At 42.9% G+C, this 17,888-nt stretch carries 17 protein-coding genes; all 17 read right to left on the reverse strand.

What is annotated here, in order from left to right; translation table 11 throughout:
- Nucleotides 1–4 precede the first annotated feature (4 nt).
- Nucleotides 5–778, reverse strand: coding sequence for a hypothetical protein (locus MKY34_RS18330; RefSeq protein WP_342512551.1), 774 nt, complete (start codon nt 776–778; stop codon nt 5–7).
- Nucleotides 765–1,043, reverse strand: coding sequence for a YlmC/YmxH family sporulation protein (locus tag MKY34_RS18335; RefSeq protein ID WP_342512552.1), 279 nt, complete (start codon nt 1,041–1,043; stop codon nt 765–767). Before MKY34_RS18335 ends, MKY34_RS18330 begins: the two co-directional genes overlap by 14 nt.
- A gap of 64 nt (nt 1,044–1,107) precedes the next feature.
- On the reverse strand, nt 1,108–2,337 hold the full coding sequence (locus tag MKY34_RS18340) for a pitrilysin family protein (protein ID WP_342512553.1): 1,230 nt from the start codon (nt 2,335–2,337) through the stop codon (nt 1,108–1,110).
- A gap of 77 nt (nt 2,338–2,414) precedes the next feature.
- Complete coding sequence (gene pnp, locus MKY34_RS18345; RefSeq protein ID WP_342512554.1) at nt 2,415–4,532, reverse strand: polyribonucleotide nucleotidyltransferase; 2,118 nt, start codon at nt 4,530–4,532, stop codon at nt 2,415–2,417.
- A 731-nt stretch (nt 4,533–5,263) separates the two neighbouring features.
- Nucleotides 5,264–6,280 carry a hypothetical protein gene (locus tag MKY34_RS18350; protein WP_342512555.1) on the reverse strand — a complete coding sequence of 339 codons (1,017 nt, stop codon included), beginning with the start codon at nt 6,278–6,280 and terminating at the stop codon, nt 5,264–5,266.
- A 263-nt stretch (nt 6,281–6,543) separates the two neighbouring features.
- Nucleotides 6,544–8,316, reverse strand: coding sequence for a hypothetical protein (locus MKY34_RS18355; RefSeq protein ID WP_342512556.1), 1,773 nt, complete (start codon nt 8,314–8,316; stop codon nt 6,544–6,546).
- A complete protein-coding gene (locus tag MKY34_RS18360) occupies nt 8,313–9,359 on the reverse strand; it encodes a WYL domain-containing protein (RefSeq protein WP_342512557.1) in 1,047 nt (348 codons plus the stop codon). Before MKY34_RS18360 ends, MKY34_RS18355 begins: the two co-directional genes overlap by 4 nt.
- 484 nt (nt 9,360–9,843) lie before the next feature.
- A complete protein-coding gene (rpsO, locus tag MKY34_RS18365; RefSeq protein ID WP_342512558.1) occupies nt 9,844–10,113 on the reverse strand; it encodes a 30S ribosomal protein S15 in 270 nt (89 codons plus the stop codon).
- Between the two features lie 134 nt (nt 10,114–10,247).
- Nucleotides 10,248–11,186 carry a bifunctional riboflavin kinase/FAD synthetase gene (locus MKY34_RS18370; protein ID WP_342512559.1) on the reverse strand — a complete coding sequence of 313 codons (939 nt, stop codon included), beginning with the start codon at nt 11,184–11,186 and terminating at the stop codon, nt 10,248–10,250.
- A 12-nt stretch (nt 11,187–11,198) separates the two neighbouring features.
- The gene (gene truB / locus MKY34_RS18375; protein WP_342512560.1) at nt 11,199–12,110 is read right to left on the reverse strand and encodes a tRNA pseudouridine(55) synthase TruB; all 912 of its coding nucleotides are present in this window, start codon (nt 12,108–12,110) and stop codon (nt 11,199–11,201) included.
- A 335-nt stretch (nt 12,111–12,445) separates the two neighbouring features.
- Nucleotides 12,446–12,796: a 30S ribosome-binding factor RbfA gene (gene rbfA / locus MKY34_RS18380; RefSeq protein ID WP_342512561.1), complete on the reverse strand. Its 351-nt coding sequence runs from the start codon at nt 12,794–12,796 to the stop codon at nt 12,446–12,448.
- 22 nt (nt 12,797–12,818) lie between these two features.
- A complete protein-coding gene (locus tag MKY34_RS18385; protein WP_342512562.1) occupies nt 12,819–13,097 on the reverse strand; it encodes a DUF503 domain-containing protein in 279 nt (92 codons plus the stop codon).
- Nucleotides 13,094–15,523 (reverse strand): translation initiation factor IF-2, encoded by a 2,430-nt coding sequence (gene infB / locus MKY34_RS18390; protein ID WP_342512563.1) that lies wholly within the window; start codon nt 15,521–15,523, stop codon nt 13,094–13,096. Before infB ends, MKY34_RS18385 begins: the two co-directional genes overlap by 4 nt.
- Nucleotides 15,471–15,848, reverse strand: coding sequence for a YlxQ family RNA-binding protein (locus tag MKY34_RS18395; protein ID WP_342512564.1), 378 nt, complete (start codon nt 15,846–15,848; stop codon nt 15,471–15,473). Before MKY34_RS18395 ends, infB begins: the two co-directional genes overlap by 53 nt.
- Nucleotides 15,845–16,123 carry a YlxR family protein gene (locus MKY34_RS18400; protein ID WP_342512565.1) on the reverse strand — a complete coding sequence of 93 codons (279 nt, stop codon included), beginning with the start codon at nt 16,121–16,123 and terminating at the stop codon, nt 15,845–15,847. The genes MKY34_RS18395 and MKY34_RS18400 overlap by 4 nt, the downstream gene beginning before the upstream one ends.
- 19 nt (nt 16,124–16,142) lie before the next feature.
- Nucleotides 16,143–17,333 (reverse strand): transcription termination factor NusA, encoded by a 1,191-nt coding sequence (nusA, locus tag MKY34_RS18405; RefSeq protein ID WP_342512566.1) that lies wholly within the window; start codon nt 17,331–17,333, stop codon nt 16,143–16,145.
- A gap of 22 nt (nt 17,334–17,355) precedes the next feature.
- A complete protein-coding gene (rimP, locus tag MKY34_RS18410) occupies nt 17,356–17,832 on the reverse strand; it encodes a ribosome maturation factor RimP (RefSeq protein WP_342512567.1) in 477 nt (158 codons plus the stop codon).
- Between the last annotated feature and the right edge of the window lie 56 nt (nt 17,833–17,888).

A 17,888-nucleotide genomic window follows, 5' to 3' on the forward strand; every position in this document is an offset into this window, starting at 1 on the left:
CCTTTCATCTGCTATACATCCTTTCAAGTGCATCTGCCAATGCAGCTGCAGCATCGACGGGAAAATGTTTCCCCGGCAATCCAAGGTGTATTGTATAGTATTCAGATGGTGGCTGCTCCTTTAGGCAACCGGGCGCCGATGCGAGGTCAAAAACACGGAGCGTCGACCCTTCTGGAAGCGAAAGCCATTTTGCAGGAATCGTATTGACAAGCTGGCCTTCATTCATGTGAAAGTCATCGGTCAGCTGAATCGTCTCGTATTGCATAGCCTCTGCTTCACCGAGCTGCGCAGCTGAGCGCGCAATGACTGTCACCCGCGCCCCAAGCGATGCCAAAACATGCGCTGTCGCCTTTCCTACCTTGCCAAAACCAGCGACAGCAAATGAAGAACCCGCGATTTGGCGTTGCAGGTTTGCATAATAAACATGGACAAACGCCTCTGCCGTAAGCCTTGCATTTTGCCAGATAAATTGCTCATCTTTTAAGTAAGGCTGTACGCTAAAACCTGACTCCTTGAATGGAGCAAGCCACTCTTCCGAAGCAACTCCCGTATAAAGGCGTGCACCTTCAACCAATGCCTCTGGTGGTATTGTGCCCTTCATTTGCAAAATCGGGAACACGATATGCTTAGGCGCTAATTCCGCAAGTTGTTCGCCCAATTGCTCCGTGTACTGATCTGTCCCGATATGATAGCTGTTGAATCCTCTCTCCGACAGCATTTCGCTACACATTGCCAAGCGCGGATCCGTTCCGATGAAAAACCAATTAGTATCTGTCATCTACATCCATCCCGTCCCTGCTAGTCGTTTTACCAAAAAGAATGCGATGTTCGCCAATTAACACAATTTCACTCCAAGGGATGAATTCATCCGACTGCTCTTGCTGCTTCTTGAATGAAAATCGTCCCATTTTCTTTCGCACTTCAAATCCAAGAATCTCACCTGTTTGCCCATTAAAAACCAGATCCGTATCTGCAAGAAAACCGTAGCGAACCCCGTCTTCCACTTGAATCAGTTCTTTCTGCGCAAGCTCTGATAGTAGCATCGTCATTCTCCTTCCCTGCATCTCCATCCATCATATGAAATAGCACTAGGAAAGCTGACTAATATCATGCAAGATCTTCAGGGACAATCATTGAAATTGCCCGTTGCTGCGTGAAAATGTCCATAGCGACATTGTGAACTTGATCTGCTTGCACGCCATCGATCAGCGCTACTACTTCATCGATCGTTTTATGCGCCTGCAAAATAAGTTCGCTTCGGCCGTTGCGATGCATGCGTGCTTCCGAGCTTTCCAACCCAAGCAAGAAACCGCCCTTTAATTGTTCTTTAGCATTGTATAATTCGTTATCCGTAATCCCTTTATCCACAACCGAGTCAATAATCCTATCAATCGTCATCGTCATTTCCTGTAAATTCTCCGGTGAAGTACCTCCGTAAATGACAAATGCCCCTGTCGTCTTATAAGCAGAATAATAGGAGTACACCGAATACGCCAGCCCACGCTCTTCCCGCACCTCTTGGAACAAGCGTGAAGACATCGTGCCGCCAATAATACTATCCAAAACGGTCAGTCCATGCATGCGCTTGTCACGCACCGCAAGCCCCTGAAATCCTATACAAATATGCGCCTGTTCAATGTCTTTTAACTTCTCCTTCACGCCACCATGGAATTCAGGAAGGGACAAAATGCTCGCCACTTTCACTTCTTCTCTATGAAATGAACCAAAATACGCTTCAATTTGCTGAATTAGCTGCTCATCATAATTGCCCGCCACCGAGATCACAATCCGCTCCGGTGTATAGAGACGCGCCATAAATTGTTCAATCATTTGCTTATCAAAAGTTTCAATCGTTTCCGTATAACCGAGCACAGGCCTACCAATCGGCTGATTTGGATACATGATGGACCATAAGCGTTCATCGACATCGTCATCGGGCGTATCTTCAACCACCGCCAGCTCGTCAAGCACAACCGATTTCTCTTTTGCGATTTCTAACGCATTAAATGACGAGTTGAAGAACATATCCGCCATCACTTCCAGCGCATGTGAAGCGTGATGACCGAGCACTGTCGCTGAATAACACGTCATTTCCTTCGATGTAAATGCATTGATATCGCCACCAATGCGGTCAAACTCTTCGGCGATTGTCCGTGCACTTCTCGTTGGCGTCCCCTTAAACAGCATATGTTCGATGAAGTGCGCAATCCCTGCCTCAGATTCTGATTCATCTCCAGAACCAGCTTCTACCCAAATACCAAGCGCTGCCGAACGAACATAAGGCATTTTTTCATGAACAATTCGAACACCGTTTGCACATATGTATTTTTCAACCACTTACATTCCCCTCCTATAATGAACAAAAAGCCTCTATCTCCATGTTTATGAAGAGAGGCTTTCTGTCATACGACTATTTACTTGTTGTCTTTTTCAGCCGCTTCTTTTTCTTCTTTTAACACGACTTTTCTGGACAAGTTCACGCGTCCTTGATTGTCGATTTCAATGACTTTTACATACATCACATCATCCATTTTCAAAACGTCTTCAACCGCTTTCGTGCGTTCTTCTGCGATTTCAGAAATGTGAAGAAGGCCGTCTTTACCTGGGAATAATTCAAGGAAAGCACCGAATTTTTCAATGCGTTTCACTTTCGCCATGTAGTATTCGCCAACTTTTGCTTCACGAACGATATTTTCAATCATCGTTTTTGCTTTGTTGTTCATATCATTGTTAGGAGATGAGATGTAAATCGTACCATCTTGCTCTGTATCGATTTTCACGTTTGTCTCTTCGATGATTTTGTTAATCACTTTCCCGCCAGGCCCGATAACATCGCGGATCTTGTCTGGATTGATTTTGATCATAATAATCTTCGGCGCAAATTCCGAAAGTTCTGTGCGTGGCGTGTCGATTGCTGTCATCATGTGGTTCAAGATTTTCAAGCGGCCGACTTTAGCTTGTGCCAATGCTTCTTCCAAAATTTGACGAGAAAGCCCTTCGATTTTAATGTCCATTTGAAGCGCAGTAATACCTTGCTCAGTACCTGCTACTTTAAAGTCCATATCCCCTAGGTGGTCTTCCATTCCTTGGATATCAGAAAGAACAGAGTAATTGTCTCCGCGTTTCACAAGCCCCATTGCGATTCCTGCAACCGGCGCTTTCAATGGAACACCAGCATCCATCATTGCCATTGTTGACGCACAGATTGATGCCTGTGAAGATGAACCGTTTGATTCAAGTACTTCTGCTACTAAACGCATTGTGTATGGGAAATCCGTTTCATTTGGCAGAACAGCTAATAGCGCACGCTCTCCAAGTGCTCCGTGACCAATTTCACGACGGCCTGGTCCACGAATCGGACCTGTTTCACCGACACTGAAGTTCGGGAAGTTATAATGGTGCATAAAGCGTTTTGATTCTTCAATGCCAAGGCCATCGATGATTTGTACTTCACCCAATGCGCCAAGCGTACAAACGCTAAGTGCCTGTGTTTGTCCACGCGTAAAGAGACCTGAACCGTGCGTACGTGGCAAAATGCCAACTTCAGAAGCAAGTGGACGGATTTCATCAAGACCACGGCCATCTGGACGGACTTTTTCGTCTGTAATCAGGCGACGTACTTCGTCTTTCACGAGCTGATCCAAGACATTTTTCACTTGTTTCATCGTCGCTTCGTCTGCTTCAGCTTCTGTGTAGCGTTCGATGACAGCTTCTCTCACGGCATTGATCGCATCTTCACGTGCATGTTTTTCTTGCGTTTGGATGGCACTGTTTAAATCTGCTGCACAGCTATTTTGAATGTCTGCTAAAATCGTTTCATCGAGTTGGAATAACTCCACTTCTGTTTTTACTTTGCCGACTTCAGCAACAATCTTCTCTTGGAATTCGATCAGTTTAATGATTTCTTCGTGACCGAACATAATCGCTTCAAGAACGATGTCTTCTGCAACTTCCTTCGCACCCGCTTCAACCATGTTAATCGCATCTTTTGTTCCCGCAACAATCAGATCGAGTTCACTCTTTTCCAATTGTGCTGGTGTTGGGTTGACGATGAATTGTCCATCGATACGCCCAATTTGAACGCCCGCAATCGGTCCTTCAAACGGAATATCCGACACAGACAATGCGAGTGAAGACCCGAGCATTGCAGCCATCTCAGATGAACAGTCCTGATCGACTGACATCACAAGCGAAATAACCTGAACGTCATTACGGAAACCGTCTGCGAATAACGGACGGATTGGACGGTCAATCAAGCGGCTCGTTAAAACAGCCTTATCAGAAGGGCGTCCTTCACGTTTAAGGAAGCCACCTGGGATTTTCCCAACTGCATACATACGCTCTTCATAGTTCACCGTCAGCGGGAAGAAATCTAGCCCCCGTGAATTTTTTGAAGATGTTGCTGTTGAAAGTACTGTTGTATCGCCATAACGAACGAGCACTGCGCCGTTCGCCTGCTTTGCAAGTTGCCCCGTTTCAATTGTCAACGGTCGACCTGCCCATTCAAATGTGTAGACTTTTTTCTCTGTCATTAAATAGAACTCCTCTCCATATTCCAGCCTGAACTGTATACGTTATATGTATTAATAATAGTGTAAGTGATAGCGCTCAGTGAATACAAGTTTAACCTCATTCAGCAGAAATCCTCTGCTTCTGTTAAAGTGGTGGATTATAATGTAAGTTCCCATTTCACTCGATGGTAATCCCTTAGCTGAATGAAGTTAAAGTCTCCGGCGGATGCCACAGATTTTGTAAGGAATCAATTGAGTACACTCCATTCAAAATCCCGGGCACAATCACGCCAAGGCGCGATTGATCCACCAATAACCGACATCATGGCACATTCGTATAGTATACCACTTTTTTGTGGATTCTAATATAGGAAGGGAAGAATTATTGCGGTTTTGGTTTTTTGAAAGTGAGAAGGGAGAGGAGATACCATATTTACACTAAGAAAAAGAACAAACCGTGCCAGGCATTGCCACAATTCACGCTCTTCGAATTGTGACAAGACGAACAACGAAGGGTTTAGTTTGTATAATTTCTGCGCCCTTTGCAGGAATTATACAGGTCAACGCACAACAGACTGATTAACAAAGAACATACTAACAGTCACTTAGGACGTAAGCAAAAAAACTCGATTATACACGCTGAATGCTAAGGCACACACCAAACAACTACCGTGAACAGGGAACTTGCCAAATACATCGCGTTCAGTTGTATAGATTAAGTGCCTAGCACTGTTCATCTTATATATTTTCTTTTAAACAGATTCAATCAGCAATCTTTCTGACTTCACATTTCCAATCAATTGTTTAACATCATCTTCAAGTAGTTTAGGTTGTTCGTTTTCTGTACTAGCTTGACGAAGTAAACTTTGAGTTGAAAGCTTATATAATATACCCACCATTTTGATGTTATTATCTACGATCACTTTTTCTTCAAGCGCATAATCATTATAGTCAGTTTTATTTACAACCAACTCTTCTAACAATCCTACTTGATTTAGATAGACTTCTTGGGTAGCTATCAATTCCTTACGCAAGTTAAATGACAGGTTAGCTAGTCTCGTCATATACTTGCATGACCTATCAATCGTCTTTACTATTTTGTCTACTTCTTGTTCTGCCTTTTCAGCTTTTCCAAGACTAGAGTTACCCTTAGCATTTAATAGTAATCCCCCAACAGCTATAACTGGTCCAGCAACAGCACCCCCTAATATCTGTGTCCCTAAGGCAACACCTCCTCCCCCTGAAGCCAATGACCCGCCACCTAGAGCAGCTAAAGCAGATTTCGTTGCCACAGCACCAGACAAGGTACTAATGGACGTACCTGTAGATGCTGTACCTAATGCAAGTACACCACTATATGTAGCCATACCTGTTAGTGCTCCAGCTCCAGCTGAAGCAACTGTCGTCCCTAAAATCTCCACAGCCTTAACCTGAATTTCCTGAATTTCATGAAGTGCATGCTTAGGCAGAGTCAATTTATCGTTAACACTAGTTTCAAATTCAGGTCTGTTTTGAATTTTTTCAAATGCAATTGAAAATCTATCAAAGTCCTTCCAAATTTGTACTTTAAGTGAGCCTAACTTATCTAGTGAAATGTTTGTTGTAAGCTCTTTTCCCTCTAACTTCTCCTTTGCAGCTTGGTATGTTTCATCTGCTTGTTTTACTCTATTTTTTGCATTTGCTATTTTTTTAGTCCCTTTTGCCCCTGTAACAATTCCCGTAGCTCCTGCTGCAATTGCTACCCCGGCAACAATTAATGGTAATGGCATTTATAATCGCTCCTCTTTTTTTAGTATATTGCATGCCTCATAATTTAATTGATGAAACTCTTCAATAGTCATCGTACTCTTATAAAAATGGTTGTACATATCATCAATCCGACATTTCAAAGGTCTTTCCTCATATATCCCACATAAATTACTTTCTTCATCAAAATGAATACAAACACCGTCTCCTCTATCTAAATCACTATATAATGAAGACTTAGATAAATTCTTACAACACAAACCACATTGATCACAAAAAAAATTACTCATAATTTGAAAGTCAATACTGCATTCTTATTTTGCATAAAATCATCTAGTCCTTTAATAGTTCTATCATAGGGTAAATCAATACCATACTTTTCAACAATTTTCGTCAATACTGTATTCATATCTATCGTATTTGTGGCACTTTTCAACTGCTGATTTATAAATTGGACTGCTAAGATTTGATTATTGAATTCTTCATAATCTATATCCGCAAGTTCAGCTGCATATCTAGAGATTTCGGCATGCACTTTTTGATAATACTCTATTTTATAGTCCGATTGAGTTTTCAATTTATTCACCCAGTCAACTAGTGTTTGCACCATCTTAGAATGATCTAAAAAATAAAGTAGGCTAATACTCATTAATCCAGTAACTAGAGCACCCACAAATTTAGGTAACACATCTCCAATGATAGGGAGCTGTAAAGCAGGAATTTTACTCATAGCTTCGGAAACAACCGTGCCTAGTATTACAGACGATGCTGTACAAATGATGACAGATACAGCTTTTAATACTTCCCCAAACGGGAGGTTATTCGGATTAAACAATAAAATATTTACTGCCTCAACAATAGATGCCCATGATTCACGAATAATTTTCCCCACATTTTTCGCCGTTGTGAAAAATATGTTGGTAAGCGCTGTTACTAAAGAGGAAATTATGCCTGATAGCGCCCCATTAGAAAAACTTTGAATAACATCTTTATACACAGCTTTAACTCTAATAAAGGCTTTTTGTATAATTTCAACTAGCCCCTTGAAAAAGGCCCCTAATTCAAAGTTATCTTTTAGTTTAGCTACCAATTTAGGGACTTCCTCACGAATGCACATCCAGGCAGCTGCAAGAATTGTCCCCAATGCTTGTCTCATACCCATTTGCATACCTTTTTTATAACCCGCTGATAGTGTGTCATTGATAAATTTGCTACTACTATAATATTTAGATGCAATTTCCCTCTCATAAGCGGCTCTAGCTTTTTTATCAGCAGCTTTCATTTTTTCAATATCTACAGACTCTAATTTCTCGAGTTTATTTAATTTACCACGCTCTTTATCGGTTAACGAATCCTTCTTTCTCAACATCTGAATTTCTTGTTGACGTTGAATACGCGTGGAGTCTAATCTATCCGTGAATTCATCGACTGAAAGAGCTTTTTTAGACCTATTTATGGACTGATCCGTATGATTTAGATTAGATTTTTTATTCGCTAATTCTACCCCATCTACGCCAGCTAAAACTCTTCCCGCATCTTCATGGATTTCCTTTGCCGAAATTGTGTGATCTAAGTCCATGTTAGAATTCCGCTTCATTCTTTTTCCACTATAAGCATCTACTTGCGTTCCAGCTTTTTTACTAACAGAAGCTTCTTCATTCCGTTGCTTATAATCTTTATTAGTATGATATTTACCCGATACAGTCTTATCGTAACTACCTTTTACTCGGTCATATTCGGCTTCATTCTTTTTATTAGCATAGCCATCAAATTTCCTTTCCTTTTGCTGCCCATCATTAATACGTGCATTTTCTTTTTGAATCTCACGAACGTTGTGTATAGTGTCTACATCACCACCATGCCGATCTTTAATTAACATAAAATCTAATCCAAAAGATGTAATTAGGCTCTTTACAACTACTTCTTCATAATCATGGAATAGTTTCTTCAAAGAACCTTGAGAGTGATTGTCATTACTCAATTCATTGAGGTCCTTTAAAACATCATATGTTTCTATAGAAATAGTAATCCCCTCTTCAAAAATCAGATTTAATCTCACCTTTTAAATTCTAACGCCAGTTTCTTCTGATTCCTATTTTCATATTTAACCGACATCCGAGTAACACTTTCCCCCATCTCCCGCCTCAACTCCTCAGGCCCCAAAACCTCCACAAATTCTCCCTGACTCAACAACCACATTTTAATCCCGTGTCCGTATACTTCCGCTTCAAAAACAACAACATCACCGTCATCTTCTTTCGACACAATCCTTGCTGTCGGTAGGCGATCGAGTACGGCTTGTGGGGAGGGTCCTGTAAAACGGAACGTAATGGTCATGAGTTCACCAGCGTGCATAAATTGGATGCGTTTGCGGAATTCACCTTCTTGGAATCGGTCGCTGTAAGGCAGTTCAAAGTGCTTGTCCATCACCGTACATGTAGTTATTCGATCTACCCGATAAATAGTAGGGAAATCGAGTTCTCTCGTCGTCTGATAAGCAATTAAGTAGAAATAATACTCTGAAAAAATTAGACCTACAGGTTTCAGTATGCGTTCAGCATCTTGTTCGTCGCGTTCCCGCTGATAACGTACCTTAATAAGTCGCTTTGTATGGACGGCTTTTGCCAATTCCCACAGCAACGGAATTAAGGATTTTTGATGCTGCAAGTCTACGTATAAATGCTTTTCGTTTAACATCAATTTCTTAATGAAATCCTGATCGGCTAGTTGTGCCAAATCCGTTAGTTTGTTAATCAACCGATCCATATCGACTTTTGGAAATGCCCGAGATTCAATCAAAACTTTAACGATAGCTAGAATTTCTTCATTTTGTAAATGGGGATTGTCGTCCATTTCTAGCTTATAGGCCTTTTCCTTGTGGTCATACTCAAGAAACTTGTTCGTTTTTGTCGTTTCAAGATATTTGCGAATGCTTTCAATATCACGTTGAATGGTCTTTTCACTGACATGAAAAGCATCTGCTTCCGCTTTTTTCGTGAGCAGCTGTCCTTGTTGCAAACGATCATACATCGATAAAACCCGATTCGTTTGATGCTGCTGTGCGTTCATCTCCAACACCTGCACTTTTATTTGTTTATCCAAGAACACTAGTACATCTTCATCATACCGATTCACTTGGACATATTATGTACTTCAAAAAAATTTGATTGTAAAAGATTCTTACTTACGTGATAGCCTTCACGTTGATTATAGCATAAAAGTTAATTTGACCTAGCAAAAAAAATAGGTGAATAGCTCTAGTTGTTACCCACTTACAAGGAGTTTTCAGAAATTTGCGAAATTATTGTGTTGAAAATATGAATGGAGAGGCTAAGCGACGATGTCTACAGGGGTAGTCAAGGAGAAGTTCAATGAAAAATAACGGCTAGACTCACCTGTTCTATCGGGTGGGTTTGGTGCGCACTTTTGTACTTGGAGTGTGGTGTCAGCAACTGGACATGATGCATTTGGTGTGACTCATGCTACCGGTGGATTCTGGTAAGCGCTTTTCTAGTTTACACAAATACTTAAAACAACACAAAAAAGCGAGCACAAGGCTCGCTTTTCAGAGTCATCTTATTAACGATTAACGGCGTAGGCCGAGTTTAGCAATAAGATCACGGTAACGCTGAACTTCTGTTTCGCGTAGGTAGCGAAGCAGGCGACGACGCGTACCAATCATTTTCAAAAGTCCACGACGTGAGTGGTGGTCTTTCTTATGAGTGCTAAGGTGTGCGTTCAGGTTGTTGATCTCTTCTGTAAGGATAGCGATCTGAATATCTGCAGATCCTGTATCCGTTTCGTGAATTTTAAATTCGTTGATCAATTCATGTTTACGTTCTTGTGTAATAGCCATCCTTTTCACCTCCTAAATCAAAATATCCCCGATTCCCTCGCAAACGTTGGTGACTCGTTTTGCCAAGGAATGGTTCGTGCGCATTGGCACTTATTTATAATACCATTGTTATTTTTGAAATGCAACAGTCACCCTCAGATCTCTAACAGCTCTTTTGCTTGTTGCTTATCTTTCACCATTTGTGCAATTAAATCATCTACCGAGTCGAATTTCTCTTCTTTTCGCAAATGCTTAATCCAATCAACGGCCACTTCTTTACCATATAAATCACCGTCGAAGTCCATAACATTCACTTCAACGATAGGTGGAATACCCGACTCATGAAATGTAGGTTTCACACCGACACTGCACACGCCATCAAGCATTTCACCATCCACTGTGAAGCGAACAGCATAGACACCATTAGCCGGTAACACGGTATCATCAGCCGGCTGAACATTGGCCGTCGGAAACCCGAGTAAACGCCCTCGTTTTTCGCCGTGCACAACGGTACCAACTGTCCGAAATGGTCGATCAAGTAGCAAAGCCGCCTCTTCAACATTTCCCTCTGCTAACAGCTGCCGAATGCGTGTTGAGGCGACCTTTTCGCCATTATCCGTCACCTTATCGATAACAGTCGTTCCAAAAGTACCGCCTGACAAGGCAGCCATCTGTTCCATCGTTCCTGCCCCTTTTGAACCGAACGTAAAATCAAAGCCAGCCGTTACATGCTGAACGCCCAAGTCTTTGATAAAAATGTCCACGAATTTCTCCGGTGACAGGGATGCAAGCGCCATGTCGAATGTGACAATAAATAACGTATCGATACCCATCGCCTCAAGCAATCTTGCTTTCTCTGGATATTGTGTAATGTAGCTAACCTTATTTTTACCACCACCAAAAAGATGTGATGGATGTGGATCAAATGTCATAACTGCCGATCGGATGCCAAGTTCTTCCGCTTTCTTTTTCGCGCCGCCAATGACAGCCTGATGCCCTTTATGCAAACCATCAAAAAATCCGATGGCAAGCGAATACTGTTCAACTGGTTCAATTTCAACATTTCCGGGATAATGCAATTTGTGTATCTTCAATATAATTCCCCCTTACATGTTCAACGGAAACATCTTTTCAGGCTTCATCAAACCAAGCTTGGAAGGATGTTTCTTATAGACAGCAATCGCTTTATTCGCTTTCGTAAAGACGATTGACTCTTCACTTTGAAGTAGCGGATGCTCTGGCAACACTTGACCATTCGCTACTTTTTCATATAAGTCGTCAGCAATTTCAATGGATGGAAAATCCGTAAGCGCATCTTCAAGTGGACGCATAATTGCTGTAATTTCTCCCGCCTCTTGCAAAGCTCGCACTTCATCTAACGTCCGACAATCGGCTTGTCTATATGTCCCTGAAGCTGTGCGGACAAGTGATGCCATATGTGCCGGATAGCCTAGCAGTTCACCAATTTGAACAGCCAGCGTACGAATATATGTGCCCTTTCCACAAGCCACTCGAATGCGGAACGTTACCTCTTCACCTTCATACAATTGTACAGCATCAAGTAACTCGATTTCATGAATCATGACTCTGCGCTCAGGGCGTTCGACTTCAATCCCTTTACGTGCATATTCGTAGAGTCTACGCCCATTGACCTTTACAGCTGAATACATCGGTGGGATCTGCACGATTTCACCTGTCAATTGAGCAAGCGCTTCCTCAATCTGTTCTCTTGAAATCTGCTTCAACGATTCATCCGAAGCGACGACTTCACCATCTGCGTCTTCCGTTTCAGTCGCCTTTCCAATCGACACAACTGCCACGTATTCCTTACCAGAATCCGTCACATACTCCGCTACTTTGGTAGCCTGTCCAATACAAATCGGTAGCACACCTTCAACACTTGGATCCAGCGTCCCCGTATGTCCAACTTTTTTCGTGCCAAGAATTTTTCGCAATTTGAATACACAATCATGTGACGTCATGCCTTTTTCTTTCCAGAGAGGAAGTATTCCGTCCATTCGATTTGCCTCCTCCATTATCAATTACGCCTCGGCGTAATTGCGTCGGGAGTTTGAACTCCCTCTGATTGAAATACCATTTAGCATTCATCCTACCACTTATAGCAATAAGTACTTCTGCTGAATCAAGTTAAACTTCTGGTTATATGTAAACGGAGGGAGCCGGAAAGTCCTTGTGGACACCGACTCCCTCCGTTTTTCTTGCTGTCTAGCTTCGTGCGCCAGTGATTAGACGCCTACGCTTTTCTTAGTGTCTAGCTTCAGCGCCTAGGAGCTCGGGTCATAAGCTAGCTTATGCCTGACGCCCCTGACCAGGCGCTTCCGCTTTTCTTTGTTTAGTCATCCTGTCCGTCTTTGACCTGTCTGAGAAGCGAGTCGATTCGATTTCCGTAGGCAACGGATTCATCGATTTCGAACTTGATTTCAGGTGTGATTCGTAATCTGATTCGCTGGCCGATTTCTGTGCGAATAAATCCTTTCGCCTTGTTGAGCCCTTTCAGCGTATCTTCCTTTTCCGAATCTTTCCCAAGAACGGAGATAAAAATAGTTGCTTGTTGAAGATCACCGGTCACTTCGACATCAGTTACCGTTACGAAACCGATTCGTGGATCTTTCAATTTTTGACCGATGATTGCACCAAGTTCTTTCTTCATCTGCTCTGCGACACGGTTAGCACGCATTGACATGGATAGTCACCCCGATTCCGTATCAGTAATAATCGAGCGTAAACTCGGACATTTCCCATTCAGGATTCGATTCCAGAAAACGAATTGCCCGTCTTACTTCACGCTCAGCTGCATCTTTCGATGAAGCTGTCGCAACGAGCGCAATTGTCGTTCGTTGCCATAAGTCTTGATGATCGATTTCCGCGATGGAGACGTTATACGCATTCTTCACTCGATCCGTCATTCGTTTCAATACAGACCGTTTGTCTTTCAAAGAAGCCGCCTCCGGAATGAAGAAACAACATTCCGCGTATACGATCATACGCGTTTAATTTCTTCCATTACGAATGCTTCGATAATATCGCCTTCTTTAATATCGTCGAACTTTTTAATGGTAATTCCACACTCATAGCCTTTTGCCACTTCTTTGGCATCATCTTTAAAGCGTTTCAATGTATCCAATTCGCCTTCGAAAATAACAATGTTATCACGAATAACGCGGACGCTTGAATCACGAGTGATTTTACCGTCTGTTACATAGCTTCCCGCAATCGTACCGATTTTAGACACTTTAAATGTTTCACGTACTTCAACTTGGCCAATTACTTTCTCCTCATATTCAGGATCAAGCATACCTTTCATAGCCAACTCGATTTCTTCAATTACTTTATAGATAACACGGTGTTGACGAATATCAACGCCTTCTTCGTCTGCCGCACGCTTCGCGTTGACGTCTGGACGAACGTTAAAGCCAATAACAATCGCATTCGATGCAGAAGCAAGTGAAATATCCGATTCGTTAATCGCACCTGCGCCCGTATGGATGATTTTCACGTTAACGCCCTCAACTTCGATTTTCATCAATGAGGCTGCCATCGCTTCAACCGTACCTTGTACGTCTGCTTTTACGATTAAGTTCAATTCTTTCATTTCGCCTTGTTTCATTTGATCAAACAAGTTATCAAGTGTTACGCGTGTTTTTTCAACGCGTTGCTCTTGCAGTGCCTCGCCTGCTCTTGCTTCACCAATTTGACGTGCTGTTTTCTCATCTTCAAAGACAACAAAACGGTCACCCGCTTGTGGTACATCGCTTAAACCAGTGATTTCAACTGGTGTTGATGGGCCAGCTTCTTTCACACGACGACCGATATCACTAATCATCGCACGAACTCGACCATATGTGTTCCCAACAACAATTGGATCACCTACATGAAGCGTTCCATCTTGAACTAGAAGTGTTGCAACTGATCCTTTACCACGGTCAAGTTGTGCTTCAATAACTGTTCCACGTGCACGAATGTTTGGATCAGCTTTCAATTCGCCCACTTCTGCAACAAGCAGAACCATTTCAAGCAATTGGTCGATTCCTTCGCCTTTCAATGCAGAGATTGGTACGAAGATTGCATCTCCACCCCAAGCCTCTGCTACAAGGCCATGCTCAGTCAATTCTTGCATAACACGGTCAGGATTCGCTGTCGGCTTATCCATTTTGTTTACTGCAACGATAATTGGAACTTCTGCTGCTTTCGCATGGTTAATCGCTTCAATCGTTTGTGGCATCACACCATCATCAGCCGCAACAACAAGAATTGTTAAATCCGTTACTTTTGCTCCACGTGCACGCATTGTTGTAAATGCTGCGTGACCTGGTGTATCTAAGAACGTGATTTTTTTACCTTTTTCTTGAATTTGATACGCACCGATATGCTGCGTGATTCCACCCGCTTCGCCCTGTGTTACTTTCGTATTACGAATAGAGTCCAAAAGCGTCGTTTTCCCGTGGTCAACGTGCCCCATGATTGTTACAACTGGTGGACGTTCAATTGGATTTGTTTCCGTTTCTTCCGATTCTGGCTCTTCGAAATAAATTTCAAGATCCGTCACGTCAATGCGGATTTCCTCTTCAACTTCCACTTCGTAATCTGCACAGATTAGCTCAATCGCATCTTTATCAAGTTCTTGGTTGATTGTTGCCATAACACCAAGCATGAACAATTTTTTAATGATTTCAGCTGGTTCACGATGGAGCTTTTGTGCAAGTTCAGCGACAGATAGTGATTCATAGAATGTAATTTTTTCTGGTAATGGTAGTTCCACTTTTGGTTGTGGAGCTGGACGGTATCTTCTGCGTCCTTGGTTAATACCACGTGCTGGTGGACGCCCACCGCGACCGCCTGGACGTGATTGACCGCCTTGTGCTGGACGATTACCGCCCTGTGCACCTTGACCTGGACGGGATTGACCACCTTGTGCTGGGCGATTGCCGCCCTGTGCGCCTTGACCCGGGCGCGATTGACCACCTTGCGCCGGACGGTTGCCACCTTGTCCTCCTTGACCTGGACGGGATTGACCACCTTGTGCCGGACGGTTGCCACCTTGTCCTCCTTGACCTGGACGGGATTGACCACCTTGTGCCGGACGGTTGCCACCTTGTCCTCCTTGTTGGCCTGGACGTGATTGACTACCTTGTGCCGGACGGTTGCCGCCTTGGCGTGATTGACCACCTTGACCTGTATTCGAATTGCTAGCCGTACGTGCTGGCTTGGCATTCTCTTTTTGTTCAGGTGATTTTGGTGCTGCTTGCTTCGTGTTTTTGTTGAATTTGCTGTCCAACTTCGTAATCGCCTCTTTATCTAACGTCGACATATGGTTTGTCACACTCACATTTATTTTTCCAAGCTCATCGATAACTTCTTTACTTGTCCGATTCACTTGTTTCGCGTATTCGTGTACACGTATTTTCGTCATTAGCCCACCCCCGGTTGTATTCGTTGAGGAGCCCGGACAGTTTTTTAGCAAAACCTGCGTCCGTTAGCGCGAGTACGACCCGCGACTCTTTTCCGATTGCATGCCCAAGATCTTCGCGACTCCCGAAAACATGCTTCTCAACGTTGTAAAACGTACATTTATCTGTTACTTTTTTCATTGTATTTTTAGATGCATCTTCGGCGATAATCACGAGGTGTGCAGTGTTTGACCTTACGTCACGTAAGACCAATTCTTCACCCGTAATAATCATCCTTGCACGCGCGGCCATGCCAAGCAGTTGAAAGATCTTTTTCGGATCTGTCATTTCAAAGCCTCCCGGCGTATTGCATGGAGAAGATCATCATAGACTTGCTCAGGTACAGCTGCTCCTAGTTGACTTTCAATCGAACGTTTACGGCGCGCAGTTTCAACGGCTTCTTCGGATTTTGACACATATGTCCCCCGGCCCGACTTCTTACCTGTGAGATCAACTGAAACTTCCCCTTCCTTCGTGCGCACAATGCGAATCATTTCTTTTTTCGGAAACATTTCGCCCGTTGCCGCGCATTTACGCAAAGGTACTTTTTTCATGTTTGTCATGTGTATGCATCCTTTCCTATCAGTCTTCGCTATCCGAATATAAATCGATTGGTTCGTTGTCGATTTCTTCCTCATCATCATTCATGATATACGGATCGTCTTCGTAGACAACGGCCTGTTCTTCAAGCGGTTGCTCTTGAACAGTTTCGTCAAAAACAGGCGGATACATTCCTAGTTCACGGGCATCCGTTTCACTTTTAATGTCAATTTTCCAACCTGTCAATTTAGCAGCCAGTCGTGCATTCTGTCCACGCTTCCCGATAGCAAGTGACAATTGGTAGTCAGGCACAACGACCATTGTCGATCTTTCTTCCTCATTCACTTGGACATCCAATACTTTCGAAGGGCTCAATGCATTTGCCACGAAAATAATCGGATCTTCAGACCATTCTACGATATCGACTTTTTCACCATTTAATTCATTCGAAATCGTTTGGACACGTGCACCTCTTGCCCCAACACATGAACCAACTGGATCGACTTCTTCGTTATTCGTATGAACGGAAATTTTTGAACGGTCGCCCGCTTCACGTGCAATCGATTTAATTTCAACGATGCCGTCGTAGATTTCTGGTACTTCCATTTCAAACAATCTACGTAACAGCCCTGGATGTGTTCTTGACACAAACACCTGAGGTCCGCGTGAAGTTCGTTCCACTTTTGTAATATATACTTTAATACGATCATGTGGTTGATATGTTTCCGTTTGGATTTGTTCACCAACAGGCAATACTGCCTCTACTTTGCCTAATCCAACATATAAGTTACGCGCGTCAAAGCGTTCTACAATCCCATTGACAATGTCATCTTCACGATCCACGTATTCATCATAGATGATGCCACGCTCAGCTTCACGAACACGTTGTGTGACGACTTGTTTAGCCGTTTGTGCTGCGATACGACCAAAGTCGCGTGGTGTTACTTCTTGCTCAACGATATCTTCCAATTCGTAAGCAGGGTTAATCATCTGTGCGTCTTCAAGAGAGATCTGTAAACGATCATCCTCGACTTCTTCAACAACATCTTTACGGGAATAGACTTTCATCGTCCCTTTGTCTAGGTTTAAATCCACCCGGACGTTTTGTGCTTGGTTGAAATTGCGTTTATACGCTGTCACAAGGGCAGCTTCGATCGCTTCTACTAACACGTCTCTTGAAATGCCTTTCTGCTTTTCAAGGGCGGTCAATGCATCGAGTAGATCACTACTCATAGTTAATCACTCCTACGTTCAATTATGCGGAAAAATCAATAGCTAAACGAGCTAGCGCAATTTTTTCCTTGTCAATGATGACAGTTATCTTTCTAGTCTTGATGCGCACTTCTACTTCAAGCGCATCTGGTCCATATGCGAGTAGATACCCTTCGAATTCCTTCATGCCGTCAATCGCTTCATAGGTTTTGATGAAGACATATTGGCCAATTGCTTGTTGAAAATCTTCTTCCTTTTTCAACGGGCGCTCTGCACCTGGCGAAGACACTTCAAGAAAATAGTTTTGGGAAATCGGATCTGTGCGATCAAGCTCTTCACTTAACTTCTCGCTCACTTGCGCACATTGATCGATATCGATATTGCCCTCAGGTGTATCGATATAGACCCTTAAGAACCAGTCTCTTCCTTCTTTCACAAATTCGATGTCAACAAGTTCTAGCTGTAAGTCATCTACAATTGGACTGACGAGTTTTTCAATTTCTTCTGTAATTTTACTCATCTTAACCCTCCCGGAATCTCAATAAAACAGTACAGAACAACAGAAAAGAGCGGGAA

The organism is Sporosarcina sp. FSL K6-1522, from assembly GCF_038622445.1.
Lineage (GTDB): Bacteria > Bacillota > Bacilli > Bacillales_A > Planococcaceae > Sporosarcina.